The 20,886-nt window shown below is 40.7% G+C and carries 20 protein-coding genes and 1 pseudogene; 16 read left to right on the top strand and 5 right to left on the bottom strand.

Annotated elements, in window-relative coordinates:
• Positions 1–71: 71 nt before the first annotated feature.
• From KHB02_RS07980 to KHB02_RS07965, 4 genes are all read left to right on the top strand, one after another.
• Positions 72–1,727, top strand: a complete 1,656-nt coding sequence (locus tag KHB02_RS07980) for an AMP-binding protein (RefSeq protein ID WP_213140104.1) — start codon at positions 72–74, stop codon at positions 1,725–1,727.
• A gap of 11 nt (positions 1,728–1,738) precedes the next feature.
• On the top strand, positions 1,739–3,286 hold the full coding sequence (locus tag KHB02_RS07975; RefSeq protein ID WP_213140103.1) for an acyl-CoA carboxylase subunit beta: 1,548 nt from the start codon (positions 1,739–1,741) through the stop codon (positions 3,284–3,286).
• 244 nt (positions 3,287–3,530) lie between these two features.
• Positions 3,531–4,721, top strand: a complete 1,191-nt coding sequence (locus KHB02_RS07970) for a glycine C-acetyltransferase (RefSeq protein WP_213140102.1) — start codon at positions 3,531–3,533, stop codon at positions 4,719–4,721.
• A 27-nt stretch (positions 4,722–4,748) separates the two neighbouring features.
• Entirely contained in the window at positions 4,749–5,711 is a 963-nt protein-coding gene (locus KHB02_RS07965; protein WP_213140101.1) for an L-threonine 3-dehydrogenase, read from the top strand.
• 32 nt (positions 5,712–5,743) lie between these two features.
• On the opposite strand, the gene selD is transcribed toward KHB02_RS07965, so the two are convergent.
• Positions 5,744–6,796, bottom strand: a complete 1,053-nt coding sequence (gene selD, locus KHB02_RS07960; RefSeq protein ID WP_213140100.1) for a selenide, water dikinase SelD — start codon at positions 6,794–6,796, stop codon at positions 5,744–5,746.
• 176 nt (positions 6,797–6,972) lie between these two features.
• Here selD and KHB02_RS29900 point away from each other — a divergent pair.
• A pseudogene (locus KHB02_RS29900) lies at positions 6,973–7,158 on the top strand (Rdx family protein); the annotation flags it as partial.
• A 79-nt stretch (positions 7,159–7,237) separates the two neighbouring features.
• On the opposite strand, the gene KHB02_RS07955 reads toward KHB02_RS29900, so the two are convergent.
• Positions 7,238–7,642: an Hsp20/alpha crystallin family protein gene (locus KHB02_RS07955; protein WP_213140099.1), complete on the bottom strand. Its 405-nt coding sequence runs from the start codon at positions 7,640–7,642 to the stop codon at positions 7,238–7,240.
• A gap of 102 nt (positions 7,643–7,744) precedes the next feature.
• Between KHB02_RS07955 and selA the strand changes: the two genes are divergently transcribed.
• A complete protein-coding gene (gene selA, locus KHB02_RS07950) occupies positions 7,745–9,151 on the top strand; it encodes an L-seryl-tRNA(Sec) selenium transferase (RefSeq protein ID WP_213140098.1) in 1,407 nt (468 codons plus the stop codon).
• Positions 9,152–9,219: 68 nt separating this feature from the next.
• Here the strand turns inward: selA and KHB02_RS07945 are convergent, their stop codons facing one another.
• A complete protein-coding gene (locus KHB02_RS07945; protein ID WP_213115690.1) occupies positions 9,220–9,360 on the bottom strand; it encodes a small acid-soluble spore protein P in 141 nt (46 codons plus the stop codon).
• 113 nt (positions 9,361–9,473) lie between these two features.
• On the opposite strand from KHB02_RS07945, the gene KHB02_RS07940 reads away from it, so the two are divergent.
• The gene (locus tag KHB02_RS07940; RefSeq protein WP_213140097.1) at positions 9,474–9,743 is read left to right on the top strand and encodes a hypothetical protein; all 270 of its coding nucleotides are present in this window, start codon (positions 9,474–9,476) and stop codon (positions 9,741–9,743) included.
• A 60-nt stretch (positions 9,744–9,803) separates the two neighbouring features.
• Here KHB02_RS07940 and sspO read toward each other — a convergent pair whose 3' ends face one another.
• A complete protein-coding gene (gene sspO / locus KHB02_RS07935) occupies positions 9,804–9,953 on the bottom strand; it encodes a small acid-soluble spore protein O (protein WP_213140096.1) in 150 nt (49 codons plus the stop codon).
• 322 nt (positions 9,954–10,275) lie between these two features.
• On the opposite strand from sspO, the gene acnA reads away from it, so the two are divergent.
• From acnA to KHB02_RS07890, 9 genes are all read left to right on the top strand, one after another.
• A complete protein-coding gene (acnA, locus tag KHB02_RS07930; protein WP_213140095.1) occupies positions 10,276–12,981 on the top strand; it encodes an aconitate hydratase AcnA in 2,706 nt (901 codons plus the stop codon).
• Between the two features lie 591 nt (positions 12,982–13,572).
• Complete coding sequence (gene abc-f, locus KHB02_RS07925) at positions 13,573–15,270, top strand: ribosomal protection-like ABC-F family protein (protein WP_213140094.1); 1,698 nt, start codon at positions 13,573–13,575, stop codon at positions 15,268–15,270.
• Positions 15,271–15,386: 116 nt separating this feature from the next.
• On the top strand, positions 15,387–15,923 hold the full coding sequence (locus KHB02_RS07920; RefSeq protein WP_213140093.1) for a peroxiredoxin family protein: 537 nt from the start codon (positions 15,387–15,389) through the stop codon (positions 15,921–15,923).
• A 131-nt stretch (positions 15,924–16,054) separates the two neighbouring features.
• Complete coding sequence (locus KHB02_RS07915) at positions 16,055–16,186, top strand: FbpB family small basic protein (RefSeq protein WP_066304847.1); 132 nt, start codon at positions 16,055–16,057, stop codon at positions 16,184–16,186.
• A gap of 66 nt (positions 16,187–16,252) precedes the next feature.
• The gene (locus KHB02_RS07910) at positions 16,253–16,393 is read left to right on the top strand and encodes an acid-soluble spore protein N (protein ID WP_213115684.1); all 141 of its coding nucleotides are present in this window, start codon (positions 16,253–16,255) and stop codon (positions 16,391–16,393) included.
• Between the two features lie 136 nt (positions 16,394–16,529).
• Positions 16,530–16,760: a small acid-soluble spore protein Tlp gene (gene tlp / locus KHB02_RS07905; protein ID WP_213140092.1), complete on the top strand. Its 231-nt coding sequence runs from the start codon at positions 16,530–16,532 to the stop codon at positions 16,758–16,760.
• Between the two features lie 113 nt (positions 16,761–16,873).
• Positions 16,874–19,165: an AAA family ATPase gene (locus tag KHB02_RS07900; protein WP_241113770.1), complete on the top strand. Its 2,292-nt coding sequence runs from the start codon at positions 16,874–16,876 to the stop codon at positions 19,163–19,165.
• Between the two features lie 28 nt (positions 19,166–19,193).
• Positions 19,194–19,625, top strand: a complete 432-nt coding sequence (locus tag KHB02_RS07895) for an acyl-CoA thioesterase (protein WP_213140091.1) — start codon at positions 19,194–19,196, stop codon at positions 19,623–19,625.
• 24 nt (positions 19,626–19,649) lie between these two features.
• Complete coding sequence (locus tag KHB02_RS07890) at positions 19,650–19,967, top strand: hypothetical protein (RefSeq protein WP_213140090.1); 318 nt, start codon at positions 19,650–19,652, stop codon at positions 19,965–19,967.
• 119 nt (positions 19,968–20,086) lie between these two features.
• On the opposite strand, the gene KHB02_RS07885 is transcribed toward KHB02_RS07890, so the two are convergent.
• Complete coding sequence (locus KHB02_RS07885) at positions 20,087–20,851, bottom strand: CPBP family intramembrane glutamic endopeptidase (RefSeq protein WP_213140089.1); 765 nt, start codon at positions 20,849–20,851, stop codon at positions 20,087–20,089.
• Positions 20,852–20,886 lie beyond the last annotated feature (35 nt).

The raw sequence follows: 20,886 nt of genomic DNA, 5'->3' as shown, positions 1-20,886 counted from the left end.
GGATACTAACCGGTTAGGATGTTTGGCCCCAATCATAATTTTCATATAAAGAATAATTGGAGGAATGAAAGATGGTTGAAAAAATCCGCCCATATTGGCCAGCTGATGTACCTGCCAACTTTACCTATTTACAAGGTGAAAAACCACTTTTTGCTTATTTAGAGCAGCATGGGAACGAGCGCCCAAATGACACTGCCTATATTTTTTATGGACAAGAGGTCACTTGGGGACAACTCTTGGAGTACGTGAATCGCTTTGCTGGCTATTTACATAAAAAAGGGGTTAAGAAAGGCAGCTGCATCGCCCTTTATTTGCAAAACTGTCCGCAATATATTATTGCTCATTTCGCCATACAAAAACTAGGTGGAACGGTTGTGCCGCTGAACCCAATGTTTAAAGAAAATGAATTGGCCTATTATTTCGAAGAAGCACCAATTGAAGGGATTGTAGCTGGTGCAGAAATTTACCCTCTTGTCAAAAAAGCGATGGAAAAGTCCCGCAGCCTTAGCTTTATCGTGACTGCTAACTATCAAGATTTTCTCCCAGACCAGCCTGAATGGAAGTTTCCAGAAGAATTGCTTGTACCAAAACACCACCTCACAGAAGCAGATGATTTCACCACGATCCTTCAAACTGAAAATCCTGACGAACATACTGAGCAAGTTGATTTGTGGAATGATATTGGGTTAATGGTCTTTACCTCCGGAACCACCGGACGCCCAAAAGGAGCTATGCTCTCATTTGGTAATGCCCTTTTTAAATCAGCAGCCGCTACCCATTCAAACGTTATGAAGGACGATGAAATTTTATTGGCAAGTGCTCCATTATGCCATATTGCTGGTATGTTGATGGGGTTAAATTCAACCATTTATTCGGGCAGGCCATGTGTGTTATTTACTCGTTTTGATCCGCTTGCAACGGTTGACGCCATAGAAAAGTACCGTGTTTCCTATTGGTATAGCATCGCGCCGATGAATTGGGCCATTTTACAAATTCCAGGCATTGCCGAAAGAGACTTGTCCAGTTTAACAACCAATCTGGCCACCAGCTTTGGAGTTCAGGTCACACAAGAGCTTTCAGACAAATGGAAAGCGGTTACGAAGGGCTGCCCGTTATACGAGGCTTCCTATGGTTTAAGTGAAACTCATACATGTGACACGTTTATGCCAAAGGATAAAGTGAAGTTTGGTTCCTGTGGAATCCCTACTTTTGATACAGAAATTCGCATCCTTCATATCGAAACAGGTGAGGAAGTGCCTGCAGGTGAGCAGGGTGAAATTGTCGTGAAAAATCCGGGTGTGTTTAAGGGGTATTTAAACCGGCCGGAAGCAACAGCCGAAACGCTAAGGGACGGTTGGGTTCATACTGGTGATATCGGACGCCTTGACGAGGATGGATATTTGTATTTCATGGGACGAGTAAAAGAAATGATAAAAAGCTCAGGCTACAGTATTTTTCCAGAAGACGTCGAAGCACTTCTCAATTTACATCCGGCTATTCGCCAATCAGCCGTTATCGGCGTGCCTGATCCTGTAAAAGGAGAAGTTGTCAAAGCATTTGTCGTACTGCAGGATTCGAATAAGGAAGGCTTGACTCCTGACGCGATCATCTCATGGGCAAAAGAAAACATGGCTGCGTATAAATATCCACGTTATATAGAATTCATTGATCAGCTGCCGGCAACATCATCCGGAAAGGTATTGCGAAAATTATTAAAAGAAGAGTAGGAGATTATACAATGGAGTTATTACAAAAATTATCAAAGGATTTACAGGAAAGAAAAGAAGCGGCACTTTTAGGTGGTGGTTGTGATAAAATCGCTGCCCAGCACGAACGCGGACTATTAACTGCACGCGAAAGAATTGAAAAATTTGCTGATGCAGGGAGCTTTATGGAGCTTGGCATGTTAAATACATCTGATGTAAAGGGAGCCGAGCATAAAAGCTATGGGGATGGACTTATCATTGGTGTCGGTAAAGTGAATGGCCGGTCAGCCGTCATTCAGGCCGGGGACAAGACTGTTTTTGCCGGGACGGAAGGTGCCGTTCACATGCGAAAATCCAAAAGTATCCATGAGTTTGCGGTTAAAAACGGCCTCCCAATGTTTGCACTGCATGAAGGCGGCGGATTGCGGATGCCGGATGGAATGGGTTCAGACGGTTTCAGCGATAAGCTTTTCCCGCGTGAGATGCTGACAGTTCACCGCCAAGTACCGACGATGACGGCCATCTTGGGAGATAGCTTTGGAGGTCCTACATGGACTGCTGTTTCTTCCGATTTCGTCACCCAGCTGCAAGGAACCTGTATGGCGATTGCCGGACCACGGATGCTTGAGCTCGCGAACGGGCAGAGGATGATACCGGAAGAATTAGGCGGGGTCGATATTCATAACCGCTTTACCGGGCAAATTGATGATGATGGGGCAACGGAAGAAGACTGCTTTGACCAGTTGAAAACCTTTTTTTCATATATGCCGCAAAACAGTGATGAACGCCCGCAAATGAGACAGACGAATGATGATCCATACCGCTTGGTGGATGAAGTTTTCAATATACTGCCGCAGCAAAACAACCGCGTCTATGATATGAAAAAAATTATTGAAACGATTGTTGACGATAGCATCTTTTACGAATATCAACGGAAATTCGGCAAAGGCTTAATTACATCGTTTGCCCATTTGAGCGGGCATGTGGTCGGAATTATCGCCAACCAGCCAAACCAATTTGCGGGGGCACCTGGACCGCATGAGTGTCAAAAGGCGACTGAGTTTATTTGCCTTTGTGATTCCTATCATATCCCGCTGATCTTTCTGCACGATACCCCAGGTTTCCGCATCAGCAGCGAGGCGGAGAAGGCAAAAATGCCAACAAAAATTATGGTCTGGAATCAGGCGTTGGCATTATCGACTGTACCGAAAATCTCCGTTGTCATCCGTAAAAGTATCGGTGCTGCATACGGGAATATGTGCGGTCCGGGCATGGGCGGTGATTTAGTGGTCGCGTGGCCTAGCGCGGAAATTAATTTTACTGGACCAGAAGTGGGGGTGAATGTCGTGTTTGGCCGCGAATTGGCCCGCGCTGAAAATCCAAGCGAGGAACGAAAAAAACTTTTGGAACTTTGGTCATTTGATAGTTCACCATATAAAGCAGCAGCGAAGCATTTGATTGACGATGTCATCCAGCCCAATGAAACACGAAAATTCCTGTGCCAGTCACTTGAATACTTATTAACCTCAAAGCGTGAAAAAAGTGAGAGGCTGCTAGCGACTTGGCCGACAGGTATATAAACTTTTGGAACCTTTCCATTTTGGAAGGGTTCTTTTTTTTGCGACTCAAATGGGCAATCTAATAAAAAATATTTTAAAAAAATGTCCACCTGGGGTGAACATTCTTGTGGAAATGTGATAAAGTATAGTAAATGAATCCTTTTATAACAGGGTTTATAAGGAAAATAAATGTCCGCCTCAGGAGGACAATTGTATTTTTAAAAAATACATAAACATCGTTTTTCATGATAAAGGAGGATTTTATATGTCCAGTAAAAAGTTAGAGCATTTTTTAAATGAAAATCTTGAGGATTTAAAGGGAAAAGGCCTATATAACGTCATCGATCCGCTTGAAAGTCCAAATGGACCGGTGATTACGATTAACGGCAAGGAACTTGTCAATCTTTCTTCCAATAATTATTTAGGATTAGCAACCGATGAACGGTTGAAAAAAGCTGCTGCTGAAGCGCTTGAAAAATACGGAGTGGGAGCAGGAGCTGTTCGGACTATTAATGGAACTCTCAAGCTTCATCTGGAACTGGAGGAAAAATTAGCTGAGTTTAAACATACAGAAGCAGCCATAGCTTATCAATCAGGTTTTAATTGTAACATGGCGGCTATTTCCGCTGTCATGGATCAAAACGATGCGATATTATCAGATGAACTTAACCACGCCTCTATTATTGACGGATGCAGATTGTCAAGAGCTAAGATAATTCGATTCAACCATTCTGATATGGAAGATTTGCGCGCCAAAGCCAAAGAAGCAGTCGAGTCTGGTCAGTATAACAAAGTGATGGTCATTACCGATGGCGTTTTTTCGATGGACGGGGATATCGCACTGCTGCCAGAAATCGTGAAAATTGCTGAGGAATTTGACTTGATTACCTATGTAGACGATGCACATGGTTCAGGTGTACTCGGTGATGGTGCAGGGACGGTCAAACATTTTGGACTTTCCGATAAGATCGATTTTCAAATTGGTACTCTATCAAAAGCAATCGGAGTTGTCGGCGGTTATGTTGCTGGAAAGCAAAACTTAATTGATTGGCTGAAGGTTCGCAGCCGTCCGTTCTTATTTTCCACTTCCCTAACACCTGCTGATGTGGCTGCAAGCAAACGTGCAATCGAGATTTTAATGGAAAGTACTGAGCTTAATAAAAAGCTTTGGGAAAACGGAAACTATTTGAAAAAAGGATTAAAGGACTTGGGCTTTAATATTGGAAACAGTGAAACGCCGATTACTCCATGTATCATTGGCGATGAAAAATTAACTCAGGATTTTAGCAGACGGTTAAATGAAGAAGGGGTTTATGCGAAGGCGATCGTATTCCCGACCGTTCCTCGCGGGACAGGACGGGTCCGCAATATGCCGACAGCTGCCCATACGAAAGAAATGCTTGATAAGGCCATCGCCATTTACGAAAAAGTCGGCAAGGAATTAGGAATTATTTAAAGATTTTACTGACAGAGGATGATATAGATGAAACGTATATTAATAACGGGTGCTTTAGGGCAAATTGGTTCAGAGCTAACCTTAAAGCTGAGAGATATTTACGGGGCTGACAATGTCATCGCCACCGATATTAAGAAAAACAACAGCGAAGCGGCATTAAGCGGTCCATTTGAGGTTGTTGATGTGACCGATGGGAAAACAATGGTGGAGACTGCGCGAAAATATAAGGTGGATACGGTCATGCATTTAGCGGCCCTATTGTCGGCCACTGCCGAAGCAAAACCAGTTTTCGCTTGGAACTTGAATATGGGCGGACTGTTAAATGCGCTAGAGACAGCTCGCGAAATGAATGCACAATTTTTCACCCCAAGCTCAATTGGTGCTTTTGGTCCATCAACACCGAAAGACAATACACCACAGGATACGATTATGCGCCCTACCACCATGTATGGTGTCAATAAAGTAGCCGGTGAACTTTTGGCGGATTATTACTTTGAAAAATTCGGTGTTGACACACGCGGTTTGCGTTTCCCTGGATTGATTTCCTATGTGGCACTCCCTGGAGGCGGTACTACCGACTACGCTGTGGAAATTTATTATGAAGCAGTAAAAAATGGGCGCTATACATCGTATATCGATAAAGGCACCTATATGGACATGATGTATATGCCGGATGCATTGAATGCCATTGTGGATTTAATGGAAGCGGATGGTTCTAAGTTGAAACACCGCAATTCCTTTAACGTGTCTGCGATGAGTTTCGACCCAGAAGAAATCGCGGCAAGCATCAGAAAATATATACCTGGATTCAAAATGAATTACAATGTCGACCCAACTCGCCAGAAAATTGCGGAAAGCTGGCCAAACTCTATCGATTCCAGTGCGGCTAAGGAAGAGTGGGGCTTCAAATTCGACTATGACTTAGATAAAATGACGAAAGATATGCTTGATAAATTAAGCCAAAAATTTCAATTGAAAATCCCAAGTTAAAGAAAAACAGCGAAGCTCTCAAAGCTTCGCTGTTATCTTTTCACATAGATTAATTTGTCATTTTTCTTGGTTACTCGACCAATGATGGAGGCTTTCGCTAATCCACGCGAATGCAAGTTATCCATATACCGCTTTGCATCATCTTCGGCAATCGATACAAGTAATCCCCCTGAAGTAATCGCATCACATAAAACAAGCTGTTCTTCAGGAAGAATGTCCTCGTACACAACGTCATTAGATAACCATTTATGATTAGACTTAGAGCCGCCTGGGACTACGCCATTTTTCGCTAATTCGATGGCCCCTTCAAGAATTGGCACCTGGTTAAATGAAATTTCAAAGCTCACATCACTCCCTCGTGCCATTTCACTTCCGTGTCCTAACAGGCCAAAGCCGGTTACATCAGTCACAGCACTAGGAGTAAATGGGAAGAGCTCTTCAGCAGCGGTTTTATTCAGCATTGCCATTGTTTCTGTCACGGCTTGTTCTTGCTCCGGAGTTACGGCATTTCTTTTAATCCCGGTTGTCAAGATTCCAACGCCAATTGGTTTTGTCAATATAAGGATATCTCCTGGCTTTGCACCGACATTTTTCCAAACTTTTTCCGGATGGACAATTCCTGTCACGGATAACCCAAATTTCGGTTCCTGATCATCGATGGAATGGCCGCCAACCGTGAGGGCCCCAGCTTCTTTAACTTTATCTGCAGCACCGCGTAAAATATCTGCAAGCATATCCGCTCCGAGTTTTTTTATAGGGTAGCCGACAATATTCAATACAGTCTTCGGTTCTCCACCCATCGCGTACACATCGCTTAATGAATTTGCGGCTGCAATCTGGCCGAACATATACGGGTCGTCCACAATTGGAGTAAAGTAGTCTACTGTTTGAATCAGCGCAATCGTATCCGTTAATTGATACACACCCGCATCATCGCTAGTTTCATTCCCGACAAGTAATTCGGGAACAGGGTCTTGTTTTGGTAAAAGACGCAAAACTTGCGTCAGGTCCTCTGGACCAATTTTACAGCCTCAACCAGCCTTAGTTGATAAAGAGGTTAGGCGAATCTTTTCCTGCTCACTCATTATGTACACCTCCCATTAAATAGTATACCTATTATACTAATTGGTGCAAAACATTTGCGGAATAATAGTTGAAAAGATAAAATGTTTCTACCATATACATAATGAAAAGCAGGAGGTCATCAATGAAAAACTTTCATGTAATTGTTGAATTTTGCATGCAGTGAAACTACGCACCAAAAGCCGCGAGTTTCGCGGAGGAACTAATCACGCATTTCCGGCGTGATATTTCAAAATTGGAATTGATTCCGGCCTCGGGAGGAATCTTCGAGGTTACCGTGAATGGGGAAAAAATCTACTCTAAAGATGAAATAGGGTTATTCCCAGATACAGAAGACATTATTAAAATCATGGAGTCAAAATAACAAAAACCCTCACATTCAACTGTGAGGGTTTTAAATTGCCGGTAATTTTATTATGTAAACTGTGTAATAAAAAAGTAAATCAAGGCAGCGTAATATACCGATTTTTTCCTGAACCATTATTTATTTTTGATATAAAGATCTCTAAAACATTATTTTGAAAGGAAGCGTTTATACAATGATTAATTATAGAGAAAGGAAAGTCAATTGTGCGGGTCTTTTTTGGATGTCGTGATGAGAATGTGTAAGAATGTTTTTGCGCTGTAATGATAAGCTGTGTATTATCAGTTTTTACTTTAATCTCCGAACTGACATATTCATCTAATGATGCCTCAACAATCCAATCTGTTTCGGTTTCGTATATATCAATTCTGAATTGATATAAATCGCAATGGGTTGTAGATGGATCCAAAAAATAATTTGTTAACCATTTTTCCATTTTTTCAAAATCTACTACAGAATTTCGAGGCAGGTTTTTCTTTTTCAAAATATTATTCCTCCTTACACGTTTCATTTTATTCAAGGAGCCGAAAAATGTTAAAAATGCTATAATAGGACAAAAGAAGGATTTTAAGGAGATATTTATTGCATGAAAGAAACCTTGCGGAGCATTCCACCTGTACATGAGCTTCAACATCACCCACAGTTTAAAGTGTTGATTGAACAAAATCAGCTTGATGCAGCAGCCCTGACTAGTCTTCTAAAAGACATTCTGGATGAGACTAGACAAGCAATCATCCACCAACAGTGGCTAGGGCCATTGCCTGGAACGGAATCGTTTATTGATGAAATTTTTCAACAGCTGCAATATAAAATTAAAAAACAGCTTTCCTATACATTAGAAAAAGTTATTAATGCAACAGGCACGATTTTACATACCAACCTTGGCAGGGCTAGGTTAAGCAATGCCGCTATTCAACATGTAGTGGAAGTAGCTCAAAACTATTCCAATCTTGAATATAAGTTAAATGAAGGGGAACGTGGTTCTCGCCATAGTCATGTTGAAGCCTTGATTAAAGAGATTACTGGGGCCGAAGCGGCGATGGTCGTGAATAATAATGCTGCTGCTGTTTACCTCGTCTTAAGAGCCTTGGCCAAAAATAAAGAGGTCATTGTTTCAAGAGGACAGCTTGTTGAAATCGGCGGATCGTTTCGAATTTCTTCGATCATGGAGGAGAGCGGTGCGACATTAATCGAAGTTGGGACAACCAATAAAACTCATCTTTATGATTATGAAAATGCGGTGACGCCCGACACGGCTATCATCATGAAAGTTCACACCAGCAATTTTAAGGTAATTGGTTTTACAAAATCGGTTGAGTCAGAGGAATTAATTCAGCTTACAAAAACCCGTGAAGATGTCATTTTCTATGAGGATTTAGGGAGCGGTGCGTTATTTGACCTAAGAAACCATGGAATTGGGGACGAGCCGGTAGTCAAAGAAGTAATCGGATTGGGTGCGGATGTTGTCACATTTAGCGGGGACAAGCTGTTAGGAGGCCCGCAGGCAGGAATTATTGCTGGGAAAAAGGCAATTATTGACCGATTGAAAAAACACCAGCTTGCGCGAGTGGTGCGGGTGGATAAAATGACACTTGCGGCGCTTGAGGGTACATTACTAGATTATGCCCGTGGTGAAAAGACAATGAAAAATATTCCGGTCATCCGTGATTTATTAATTTCTGTCAATGAATTAGACGAAAGGGCAGCAAACTTTGTTACAAATTTGTTACAAAGGACAACTGCTTTTCAGGCAAATATTTTTCAAGCTACAAGTCAGGTCGGAGGAGGCACTATGCCGGATGTGGAATTGCCTGCAAGGGTTATAGCCCTACGGCATGAATCCTTAACGGCCGAGCAGCTTGGTAGGAAGTTAAGAACGGAGTCCAAGCCTGCTATCATTGGCAGAATTCAAAAGGATGAATTTTTGGTTGATCTGCGGACTGTTACTAAGGAGGAAGAGGAGCAACTGCTAGATACATTGTTACATATTTAAGAAAAACGAAAGCATCGTTTCAGTGGATTCTGAATCGATGCTTTTTTTCGATTTAGCTAATCGTTAAATTACATATCATGGCTTGAATTATGTTTTTGACGCGTATGGTTGCGATTTTTCACTTTTTTCGACCCGCTTAAAGGCTCTGGCTGGCCGGATTGTTTTGGGGCATTTCTGCGCATATCTGTCCCGTCATTTTTGTTGGTCATCATTATCCCTCCTCATCAGTTAGGATGCGGTCAATCATTCTTTTTATGTGCTGAATATTTTTTTTTGTTCTGTACAATTTAATGGGTAAACAATTTAAGGAGGAATCCTAAAGATGCAAAGAAATCCTTATAACAAGAATAAACAGGAAGCTTTTCAAGCTGCTCAGCAGGGGTTTGAGAATGCACAGGGACTTTTCGAAACGATTGTCAGCGACAGTGCTAGCTATGGACATCAATTAAAGCATTTGAAAAATGAAGTAAATGAGGCGTATCAACAAATTGAGAATGCACTCGAAGTGGCTTCTGAAACACAAAGGGCACAGCTTGAGAGATTTCAGCAGGATTTAAAACAAATTGTAACTGAGGTAAATGATTTTCAATAATAAGAAAAAGCGGGAATCCCGTCCCGCTTTTTCAATCCATTTCAAGCAATGGAAGCATCTTTATTGATTCTTTTTACGTTTTTTATTGTTTCGTCTTTCCATTTCTGTAAGGGGTTCATTGGCCATCTCTTCATTATAGCCTGCACCCATACCTTGCGCGCCAGCTGCATTCATTCCTGGTATGACATGCTTCGCCTTTCTTTTTGCCATTAACCTTCACCTCCTGTTAAAATTACTATCTCCATTCGGACGAAATTAATGACAAATAAAAGTTTTTTTGCCATAATGTAAGAGGGAATCCTTCGGATGGCAAAAGAAAATTTTACATAGGTAATGATAGTTTTTTCAAAATATTCCGAACAAATTACATAAAAAACCATAAGAAAAACTTATCAATCACAATAACTTTCTTGTTATTTACTTATGTAATCGGTTGTATTAAGATTATTTTTGTGAGAAAAGTAAAAGCCGGATGGGGATTTTTCAACTTTTCGATTTTTGTATTTTTATGACGTATAAGGGGGTTACTACCATGGCGAAAAATGATGTGTTTAACGCACGATCTTCCTTTGACGTAAACGGCAAAACTTATCATTATTACCGTCTAAACGCTTTGGAAGAAGCAGGCATTGGCAACGTGTCCAAATTGCCTTATTCCGTAAAAGTATTACTTGAATCCGTGCTCCGCCAATATGATGGCCGTGTTATTACAAAAGAGCATGTTGAAAATCTTGCAAAATGGGGAACAGATGAACTTAAAGAGGTAGATGTACCTTTCAAGCCTTCCCGTGTAATCCTTCAGGACTTCACTGGTGTTCCTGCAGTCGTTGACCTTGCTTCCTTAAGAAAAGCAATGGCAGACCTTGGCGGCGACCCAGACAAAATCAATCCTGAAAAAACTGTTGACCTTGTTATCGACCACTCTGTACAGGTTGATGCATATGGTAACGAAAATGCATTAAAAGTTAACATGGATTTAGAATTCGAACGTAATGCTGAGCGTTACCAGTTCTTAAGCTGGGCACAAAAAGCATTCAATAACTACCGCGCAGTTCCTCCTGCAACTGGTATCGTTCACCAAGTTAACCTTGAGTACTTGGCTGATGTTGTTCATGTTGCTGAAGTTGACGGCGAGCTCGAAGCTTATCCAGATACACTTGTAGGTACTGACTCTCATACAACTATGATCAATGGTCTTGGCGTTCTTGGCTGGGGCGTTGGCGGTATCGAAGCAGAAGCAGGCATGCTTGGACAGCCTTCTTACTTCCCAGTACCAGAGGTTGTAGGGGTTAAATTAACTGGTGAACTGCCAAACGGTGCTACTGCTACTGACCTTGCATTAAAAGTAACACAAGTTCTTCGTAAGCATGGCGTAGTTGGCAAATTTGTTGAATTCTACGGACCAGGCGTTCCTTCATTACCGCTTGCTGACCGTGCAACAGTTGCGAACATGGCTCCTGAATACGGTGCAACTTGCGGATTCTTCGCAATCGATGAAGAATCACTTGGATATATGCGCTTAACAGGCCGCGATGAAGAAGCAATCAAAGTTGTTGAGGCATATTGCAAAGCTAACGGCTTATTCTTCTCACCAGCTGATGAGCCAGTTTATACTGACGTAGTCGAAATCAACCTTGCTGAAATCGAAGCAAATCTTTCTGGTCCTAAGCGTCCGCAGGATTTGATTCCACTTTCACAAATGAAGGAAGAATTCGTGAAAGCTGTTTCTGCTCCTCAAGGCAATCAAGGCTTCGGCTTAGGTTCTGATGAGCTTGAAAAGTCGGCAACCGTTAAATTTAACAACGGTGACGAAGCAGAAATCAAAACAGGTGCTGTTGCGATTGCTTCTATCACAAGCTGTACAAACACCTCTAACCCATATGTTCTAGTGGGTGCAGGTCTTGTTGCGAAGAAAGCTGTAGAACTTGGAATGGAAGTTCCTAAGTTTGTAAAAACTTCTTTGGCACCAGGATCTAAGGTTGTAACTGGTTACCTTCGTGATTCCGGCTTACTTCCATACCTAGAGCAAATCGGCTTCAACCTTGTTGGTTACGGCTGTACAACATGTATCGGTAACTCCGGTCCATTAAAAGATGAAATCGAAAAAACAATCGCGGAGAACGACCTATTAGTTACATCTGTTCTTTCCGGTAACCGTAACTTCGAAGGACGTATCCATCCGCTTGTAAAAGCTAACTACCTAGCATCACCACCGCTAGTTGTTACTTATGCATTAGCTGGAACAGTTAACGTTGACTTTGAAAAAGACCCTATCGGAAAAGACAAAAATGGCAACGACGTCTTCTTCAAGGATATCTGGCCAACTACTGCTGAAGTAAATGAAGTAGTAAAACAAACTGTTACACCTGAGCTGTTCCGTAGAGAATACGAGAATGTGTTTGGCGACAACGAGCGCTGGAATGAAATCAAGACAAGCAACGAGCCATTATATACTTGGGATGAGGATTCTACTTACATTGCAAATCCTCCATTCTTTGAAGGTCTATCTAAAGATCCTGGTGAAGTTGAGCCATTAACTGGACTTCGTATTGTTGGTAAGTTCGGTGACTCTGTAACAACTGACCATATTTCACCTGCAGGAGCGATCGGCAAAAATACTCCAGCTGGTAAATATTTATTGGAAAAAGGCGTTCAGCCACGTGACTTCAACTCTTACGGCTCCCGCCGTGGAAACCACGAAGTTATGATGCGCGGTACGTTCGCAAACATCCGTATCCGTAACCAAATCGCACCTGGCACAGAAGGCGGCTTTACAACTTACTGGCCAACAGGCGAAGTTATGTCCATTTACGATGCTTGCATGAAGTACAAAGAAGAAGGCACTGGCTTAATGGTTCTTGCTGGAAAAGACTACGGAATGGGATCTTCCCGTGACTGGGCTGCAAAAGGTACAAACCTACTAGGCATCAAAACTGTTCTTGCTGAAAGCTTCGAACGTATCCACCGTTCAAACCTTGTATTAATGGGCGTTCTTCCACTTCAATTCAAAGAAGGCGACAACGCAGAATCACTTGGTTTAACTGGCAAGGAAACATTTGAAGTTCAAGTTGATGAGAACGTAAAACCTCGTGACCTTGTAAAAGTTACTGCTACTGCTGAAGATGGCAGCAAGAAGGAATTTGAAGTAGTTGTACGTTTTGACTCTGAAGTTGAAATCGACTACTACCGTCACGGTGGAATCCTGCAAATGGTTCTTCGTGAAAGATTACAAGGCTAATCCTAGAATAGAAAAACACCATGCGTGAATGCGCATGGTGTTTTTTGCGTTTTCTTATATTTGTCCAAGCACCTCACTTATTAGCACCATATAATATCACATAATACCTATCGTGTTTTTACGAAAATCAGAAAGAGGAGTGAGTAATATGGCATGTGGTTGTGGCAAGTCATCTAAACAAGTAAGACCCAATAATGTAAATTATTATTCGCCGAATCGAAGAAATGTTTATAGAAGGCAACCAGATAATTTGAATAAACAAGAAGGTCAAAATCAAGTACAACAAGATAATAACAAAAACCAGAAGTAATCCATAAATCCTCATTTAGAATTTTGTTGACAATTCTGCTTATACTTGCTTAAAATTGGATTAATCAATCGTAAAGGAATGAACAAAGGACCGATGAAGTTTTAATCTTATTTTTCAGAACATGATTCGAATAAACGAAAAATGTTGAACCTGAAGAATGGGATAAGTCTGTCCTTTTTTATGTCCTGATTATAAGCTGCTAATAACCTTCACATAGGTTTATTTTGTGTTGCTTTAATAAGACATTTCACTCTCTTCAGGTTCATGGAGGGAGTTTTTTTATGAACAAAAATTATGTTATTTTAAGTGTAAAAGGATTAGAAAAGAGTTTTCACTTACGAAGAATTATAGATAATATCCAGTTTGAAATAAAATTTGGCGATAGAATAGGTCTTGTTGGATACAACGGCAGCGGCAAAACGACATTGGCCAATCTCATCTTGGGGAAGGAAGAATCGGATCGGGGCCACATAGAAAAATCACCTGGTCTGAAAATCGGCTACCTATCTCAATCAATTGATTATGAAGTAAATGATTTTCAGGAATCCTTAAAAATACGTGAGGTTTTTCAGCTCGCCAGCGAGTTAGGATTGAAAAAGGTTCAAAACTGGCAGGATGAAAGGCTAGAGCATTTAAGCGGCGGCGAAAAGCTAAAACTTGTTCTTTCAAGTATATGGGCTTCAAAACCGGACCTGTTAATTTTGGATGAACCGACAAACCACCTAGACTTTAAAGGTGTTAATTGGTTAATTTCTGAAATAGAAAAATTCCCGGGTTCTGTTTTGATAATCTCACATGACCGGCACTTTCTTGACCGAACGGTTAACCGGGTTTTTGAGTTGGAGGATGGAAAGCTTCAGTTTTACCAAGGTGATTATAGTGAATACCGTAAGGAGAAGGAGCGTAAAAGAGCGAACCAACAGCATCAGTACGAAGTGCAGCAGCGCCAGATTGAGCGGGTAGAAGAGCAAATGGACCAATTAAAATCCTGGTCGGATAAAGCGCATAGAACCTCCACAAAAGAGGAAGGTTTTAAGGAATTTCACCGGGTCAAAGCAAAGAAGCGTGACGCACAAATAAAGTCAAAAATGAAACGACTGCAGAGTGAACTGAGCAAAAACAGGGTAGATAAACCTCTGGAAGAAACAAAGGTTCAATTTGAGTTTGACAGCTACGGAAAAAGAGGGAAGCGTATCATTGAGGCAAAAAAACTTTCCATGGCTTTTGATGGCAGATACCTTTTCCGAAATTCCCAATTTTACATTAATTATGGAGAGCGGATTGGACTCCTTGGCGAAAATGGCTGCGGGAAAACAACGTTAATAAAAATTTTTATGGGATTGGTTTCACGGACCGACGGAGAATTGTGGAAGAGCGATTCGTTAAAAATTACTTACTTAAGCCAGGATGTTGCTGATTTACCTGTTGAAAAAACAGCAATCGAAGCATTGGGATTAACAGACCGGGATCACATTTTTAAAGCAAGAACTATGCTTGCCAACCTGGGGCTTAAGGAACAATTTATTACAAAACCTATTGGCACGTTAAGTCTTGGTGAACGGATCAGGGTTAAGCTTGTTGACATGTTATTGAAAGACTACGATGTCTTAATTCTGGATGAGCCGACTAATCATTTGGATTTGCCTAGTAGAGAACAGCTTGAAAAAACATTGTCTGAGTTTACTGGGACAATTATTACAGTTTCACATGATTATTATTTTTTAAATAAACTTTGTAATCGGCTTTTGGTGTTTGAAAATCAGCAAATAAAACGATTTGAAATGGGCCCGGAGGAGTTTTTTAATAAAGAGAATAAAAAAGATGAAGGGGACCAAAAAGAAATCCTAATGGTGATTGAAAACAAAATTGCCGCAGTACTAGGGGAGTTGGCACTTATTAACCGCCAAGATCCAAAGTACCCTCTATTAGATAAAGAATTTAATGAATTGTTAAAACTGAAAAGGAATCTGATTGGGTAACGGCCTCAGGGCTCTTCCCTTAACTGTCACAAAATCGCAAAATGTATGCTTTGTTTCAACTGAGTTTATAGTGTAAAATCAGGGTAATTGGATTATGAATAAAGGAGAGATTCGGGATGATGAAGAAAGTCATTGCTGCCGTGTTATTGATTTCGTTATTAACGGTAGCAATTGTCCAAGCAGTAAATAAAAAGGCAGATAAACCCGAAACCGCAAGCCCAACTGCAGCTGCTCAAAGCGGCCCGTCAATCGGCGCCAAAGCACCTGATTTTGAACTAAAAACATTGACTGGAGAAACCGTCAAGCTATCTGATTTAAAAGGTAAAAAAGTTATGCTGAACTTTTGGGCGACTTGGTGTCCGCCATGTAAAGCTGAGATGCCTGATATGGAACAGCTTCATAAAGAAGCAGGTGACGATATAACCATCCTAGCAGTAAATATCGACCCGCAATTGGATGTTCAAGGATTTGTGAATGAATATAAAATAACGTTCCCAATCTTGCTTGACGCTGAGGATGCGGTAAATGAAAAGTATCAAGTCCTATCAATTCCATCAACATATTTTATTGATAGCAAAGGAGTCATTCAAAATAAATTCGTTGGTTCCATGAAGCTTGAGGAAATGAAGGAATTTACAAGCAAGTTGAAATAAACGTTGGATTAACTATCCAGCGTTTTTTTTTCTAAAATAAATAAAGAATTAAATTTTCAAAAAGTTGTAATAATTTAAACCGTTATTGGTGATAATAACTGTTAGAATAGGACATAAGGAAGGTGATACAAATGAGAAAGCCAAGAAAACGTTCTTTTGCAGAACTAGTATCTGAAAATAAATCACAACTTTTAAAAGACCGTGCTGCAATGGAAAAAATTGAACAGCGCATTGAAGCAAAGCGCCTCGGTAAAGCTGAGTAATTAAAAAAGTTTACCATTCATTCATCTGCCCCCTTTGGACAAAATGTTAGTAAGGGGGGATTAAAAATGGGTAAAGGTTATCAAACAAAACGTTTTAGGCCGGACCATATCGGTACACAACCGCAAAGTGCCGGTGGAAATAAGGGTAAAAAAATGCAGGATACTTCCGGCCAACACGCCCAGGTTATGCAAACAAAAGGCGAATAAATATGGAAATCCCAGACCCGTGTGCATACTTGCGCAGGGTCTTTTTATTTTGATAATGCAATTTTTTCTGTGATATTTTTTAGCCATCGATACAAACTATATCTGTAACATGAACAATTATTTAGGAGGAGTTTACATGCCTTATAACAACAAACCAAATCCAGATGATCGCAGCGATAATGTTGAGAAACTGCAAAACATGATTGAAAATACGATTCAAAATATGGAAGCGGCTGAAGAGTCCATGTCTTTTACTGACAGCGAAACACAGCGCCAGCAAATTCAAGAAAAAAATCAGCGCAGGCAGGAAAGCATCGAATCTTTCCGTTCAGAAATTAAGGATGAAGCAAATAACACCCAAGGATAAAAAAGAGAAGGACCAGTTCAATCAAGGACGGTCCTTTTTTGATTCGCAAATTTTATGTTATCAAGCCCGATATGTTAAGATAGAAGGGAATTTCTTATGAAGAGTTGATCCTATTGAAACATGAAATGAACCAAATAAAGAATTGGAAAATGGAACTTCAGCAAAACGGAACTATCAAGGATGAAGGGCCAATTATTGCTGCTTTGGAAAAAGAAAGAAATCCTTTAATCTTATCGGACCTATTGACCACAGCGGCATTATCAAGACTTGGACGTAATAACCAGGACAGCATAGCCGTCCCAATGCTAAAAAAAGCTCTGCAGTTGGACCCTGCTAATAAAAAGGCAAAAGAATATCTTTTTCAAGCTGGCTGGAAAAAAATGAAGGATATTCTCGCTCCACTCATCTTTCCACCAATAAGGGAAACCGATAACCGAACGGCAAAAAAGAAAATTGCTGAGGAATACATAGAAATATGTAAAAGCTTTTTAACCAAGGCAGAGGACGCACTGCATGATCTTGAATCGAAGTCTGGAACCCCTTCACGGATGGATCAGACTGAACCCTATCATCAGCTATATGTATTATTATCCTTGGCAATTGAAGAAACCGCCTCATTATTAAAGGCTGCCGAGGAATATGATCAATCGATTACTGGTGTTTTCCATATCTCCGTCTACTATGAGGATTTAAAAAATCATTTAGCCAACCTCGAAAAAATTAAAGGAAAATGGCAGGAGTTATTTGTTGAAAATAACCCTGAAAGCCGGTCTGAAAAAAAGGCGTTGGAACAGCTGAATGATATGGTTGGTATGGCCACGGTTAAAAAAAGAGTAAATGATTTCTATCAAGTGTTAAAATACCAAAAACAGCGCAAAGAGCTTGGCTTTAAAATAAAGGATGAATTCAGCCTAAATATGATTTTATCCGGGAATCCGGGTACTGGAAAAACAACGGTCGCTCGGCTGCTTGCCAAAATCTATCATGAACTCGGCGTCCTCCCACAGGAAAAAGTGGTTGAGACCAACCGCTCGCAGCTTGTCGGATCCTTTGTCGGTCAAACTGAAGAAAACGTCCGAGCCGCAGTGGAAAGGGCAAAAGACGGCGTGTTATTTATTGACGAAGCCTATAGTCTGAAGCGGGAAGGCCAGAATGGAAATGATTACGGACAAGCAGCCATCGACACTTTGGTTGCCTTGATGACAAGTGAGGAGTACGGTGGGAAATTTGCGGTAATATTAGCAGGATATACCGAAGAAATGCGTAGCTTTTTAGAGGCTAATATGGGACTTCGCAGCCGGTTCCCGCAATCTAATATGATTCATTTACCAAATTATTCAAATGAAGAGTTGATCCAAATCGCCGAAATGGCGGCTGCTGATAATGACTATTTGCTAACAGAGGAAGCAAAGGTGGAAATCAAACATCGTCTAGATCTCGAGCGGGTGGACGAATCATTCGGAAATGCTAGAGCAGCTCGTAATATCGTGTTGGATGCCATTTTTAAAAAAGGATCAGAAAACAAGAGCGAAGATGAAATTTTGAAATTTATCCTTTTAACAAAGGAAGATTTTCTTTTAGATCAGCCCGAAGGTAAAGAGTCCCCGCAGGATCAGCTTGATGCCTTGATAGGTCTTGGGCCATTAAAAGAAGAAATTCGTTCATTAGTTTCATTTGTAAAAATGCAGCAATACCGTCGCAACAATGGTCTCCCGACCGTACCCATTCAACTACATTCCGTTTTTACCGGCAATCCAGGAACAGGAAAAACTACTGTAGCTAAAATCTATGCCGAGTTGCTAAAGGAATGCGGTTTTTTAAAAAGAGGTCACTTAATTGTCACGAGCAGAGCGGATTTTGTGGCAGGATATGTAGGCCAGACGGCCGGTAAGACAAAAAAGAAAATTAGGGAGGCGCTTGGCGGGGTCCTGTTCATTGATGAAGCCTATGCCCTCCTTGGGTCTACAGCAGGAGACTTTGGAAAAGAAGTAATTGATACGCTTGTTGATGAAATGACCAAGCATAATGATAATCTGGTTGTCATTTTAGCGGGTTATCCTGTTGAAATGAATGAATTATTGGAAAGCAACCCGGGGCTCCGTTCAAGGTTTAAAAAGTTTTTCTTTTTCCCTGATTATTCACCTGAGGAACTGCTGAAGATTATCGTTTCCTATGCTGGAAGTTATCAATATAAACTTACAGAAAAAGCTAAAGGTATGCTTATACAGTCTATTGCGAAGGAAGCTTTCAAAGGAAACGGACGGATGGCAGCAAACCTGGTTGATGAAATGATTCAGGCCCAGGCCAAAAGATTAATCAATATAGAACACAGCGAAAATCTATTGGAAAAAGCACAGCTACTTGAAGCGGAGGATGCAGAGGCGGCGCTTAAAAAGATAATGTAAAAGATACGATGAAGGGGACGAGAAAGAAATGGAGAACTATTTTATTTCTAAAAGGGAAATACATCTGTACTATGCGGACACAGATATGATGGGCGTAATTTATCACGCCAATTATCTGAAGTTCTTTGAATTGGGACGGACAGCGTTAATTGAAGACCTTGGCTATAACTATTTATCGATGGAGGAAGCCGGTTACTATGCGCCGGTTTATGATATTCAAATCACCTACAAAAAACCATTACGGTACGGCGATCAAGCATTCGTAAAAACCTGGGTCGCCCATAACGATGGAATTAAGACGATTTACGGCTATACAATCATAAATGGAAATGAGGAAGTATGCGCTGAAGGTACTTCGACCCACATTATTGTGAAAAAAGAAAATTTCCGGCCGACATCATTTAAAAAAGCATTTCCGGAATGGCATATGAAATACGAGAAAATAAAGAAACGGGACTAATCACAGACCCAGGAGGTAATGAGGTTGGCGTTTGGCATTAAAAAACGGGACATTGATGAATGGAAAAGAAAAATTGATTCTGGAGAAATCGCCTTTCTTACTCATTATTGGCTTGATGACCGCTTCCCTGGCTATAAAACTGTCACAAAGGTCGGCTGCGAGGATTTGGATAAGCTGGCTGCCTGGGGCCAAAGATATGAGTTAAAGAAGGAATGGATCCATCACCGCAAGGATGGCTATTCTCATTTTGATTTAATCGGCCCTAGGCAAAAGGGAATTTTAATTCAAGAGGGACAGTTAGAACATATTTGGGAACATAAAGAAAAAGGCTTACTTGAATAATAAGTGAGCCTTTTTTTCGCTAATAAGTATAAAATTCTCTCGAATTTTATACTTAACGCATAAATTCAACTACGCCTCTGTCTTCGTCCTAAGGGACTCGCCAATCGGCGAGTTTTCATTTATATAGGAAGCACCATCAACCCGCTGATCAGCAGGAGAGCGATTATCGATGCATGAATGAAGATGGAAGGATAGATACTTTTTGTTTTTACCGTAATAATAGCAAAAAGGAATCCGATTAAAATAAACAGGATGGTTAATGTGAAGGTTTGGCTAAATAATGAAGTGTTGAAGCCAAAGGCGATGCTTGTCATGATGACCCCTATTTTATTGCCTGCAGTGAGTCTAAAATGGGGAAGGAGAAGCCCTCTCCACAACACTTCCTGCAATACAGCATAGGTAATCGAGAACAATAGAATATATAAAAAGGACTGCCCATTGACGGGCATTTTGTTCATATATAAAAGGGTGGAAAAGCTTAATAAAATAATGATAGAAAGTATTATATAAAAAACTTGGGCGGATGAAGAAATAGATGGCCTCCCAAAGTAGATGGACATTTTTCGCTTAAAATTAATTAAAACATAGTGAATCATGAAGATTGGGATTAGCAATAAAAGTTGATTAAACATCACAAAAGAAAAGGCAGACAATCGAAAACGTTCAAGGAATTGACTAGCGTAACCGACCATCAGATTTCCAAGAAAAAACGTTATCAGGACCCACGTGAAAACTCTGCTTTCTTCCTTCAAAAAGGCAATGAACAGCAGCAATACAATCATGCAAGCAAAAAATGGAGTAAATATGCCTCTTGTGTAAAGAAAAGTCATGATCATAAATATAAAGCCTAAAATGATGCCAATGACATTTTTTTGCAGCACCATAAATCCCCCCATACGCCTTTTACTCAAACAAAAAG

Origin of the sequence: Neobacillus citreus, from assembly GCF_018343545.2 — a bacterium.
Classification (GTDB): Bacteria; Bacillota; Bacilli; order Bacillales; family Cytobacillaceae; genus Neobacillus; species Neobacillus citreus.
The sequence above is the reverse complement of the archived record's forward strand: the minus strand, read 5'-3'. Positions and strand labels throughout refer to the sequence as shown.

Excerpts from the sequence above, each read along its gene's own strand:
- KHB02_RS07980 (WP_213140104.1), top strand. The coding sequence starts at position 72 with ATGGTTGAAAAAATCCGCCCATATTGGCCAGCTGATGTACCTGCCAAC.
- KHB02_RS07975 (WP_213140103.1), top strand. The coding sequence starts at position 1,739 with ATGGAGTTATTACAAAAATTATCAAAGGATTTACAGGAAAGAAAAGAA.
- KHB02_RS07970 (WP_213140102.1), top strand. The coding sequence starts at position 3,531 with ATGTCCAGTAAAAAGTTAGAGCATTTTTTAAATGAAAATCTTGAGGAT.
- KHB02_RS07965 (WP_213140101.1), top strand. The coding sequence starts at position 4,749 with ATGAAACGTATATTAATAACGGGTGCTTTAGGGCAAATTGGTTCAGAG.
- selA (WP_213140098.1), top strand. The coding sequence starts at position 7,745 with ATGAAAGAAACCTTGCGGAGCATTCCACCTGTACATGAGCTTCAACAT.
- KHB02_RS07945 (WP_213115690.1), bottom strand. The coding sequence starts at position 9,360 with ATGACCAACAAAAATGACGGGACAGATATGCGCAGAAATGCCCCAAAA.
- KHB02_RS07940 (WP_213140097.1), top strand. The coding sequence starts at position 9,474 with ATGCAAAGAAATCCTTATAACAAGAATAAACAGGAAGCTTTTCAAGCT.
- sspO (WP_213140096.1), bottom strand. The coding sequence starts at position 9,953 with ATGGCAAAAAGAAAGGCGAAGCATGTCATACCAGGAATGAATGCAGCT.
- acnA (WP_213140095.1), top strand. The coding sequence starts at position 10,276 with ATGGCGAAAAATGATGTGTTTAACGCACGATCTTCCTTTGACGTAAAC.
- abc-f (WP_213140094.1), top strand. The coding sequence starts at position 13,573 with ATGAACAAAAATTATGTTATTTTAAGTGTAAAAGGATTAGAAAAGAGT.
- KHB02_RS07920 (WP_213140093.1), top strand. The coding sequence starts at position 15,387 with ATGATGAAGAAAGTCATTGCTGCCGTGTTATTGATTTCGTTATTAACG.
- KHB02_RS07915 (WP_066304847.1), top strand. The coding sequence starts at position 16,055 with ATGAGAAAGCCAAGAAAACGTTCTTTTGCAGAACTAGTATCTGAAAAT.
- KHB02_RS07910 (WP_213115684.1), top strand. The coding sequence starts at position 16,253 with ATGGGTAAAGGTTATCAAACAAAACGTTTTAGGCCGGACCATATCGGT.
- tlp (WP_213140092.1), top strand. The coding sequence starts at position 16,530 with ATGCCTTATAACAACAAACCAAATCCAGATGATCGCAGCGATAATGTT.
- KHB02_RS07895 (WP_213140091.1), top strand. The coding sequence starts at position 19,194 with ATGGAGAACTATTTTATTTCTAAAAGGGAAATACATCTGTACTATGCG.
- KHB02_RS07885 (WP_213140089.1), bottom strand. The coding sequence starts at position 20,851 with ATGGTGCTGCAAAAAAATGTCATTGGCATCATTTTAGGCTTTATATTT.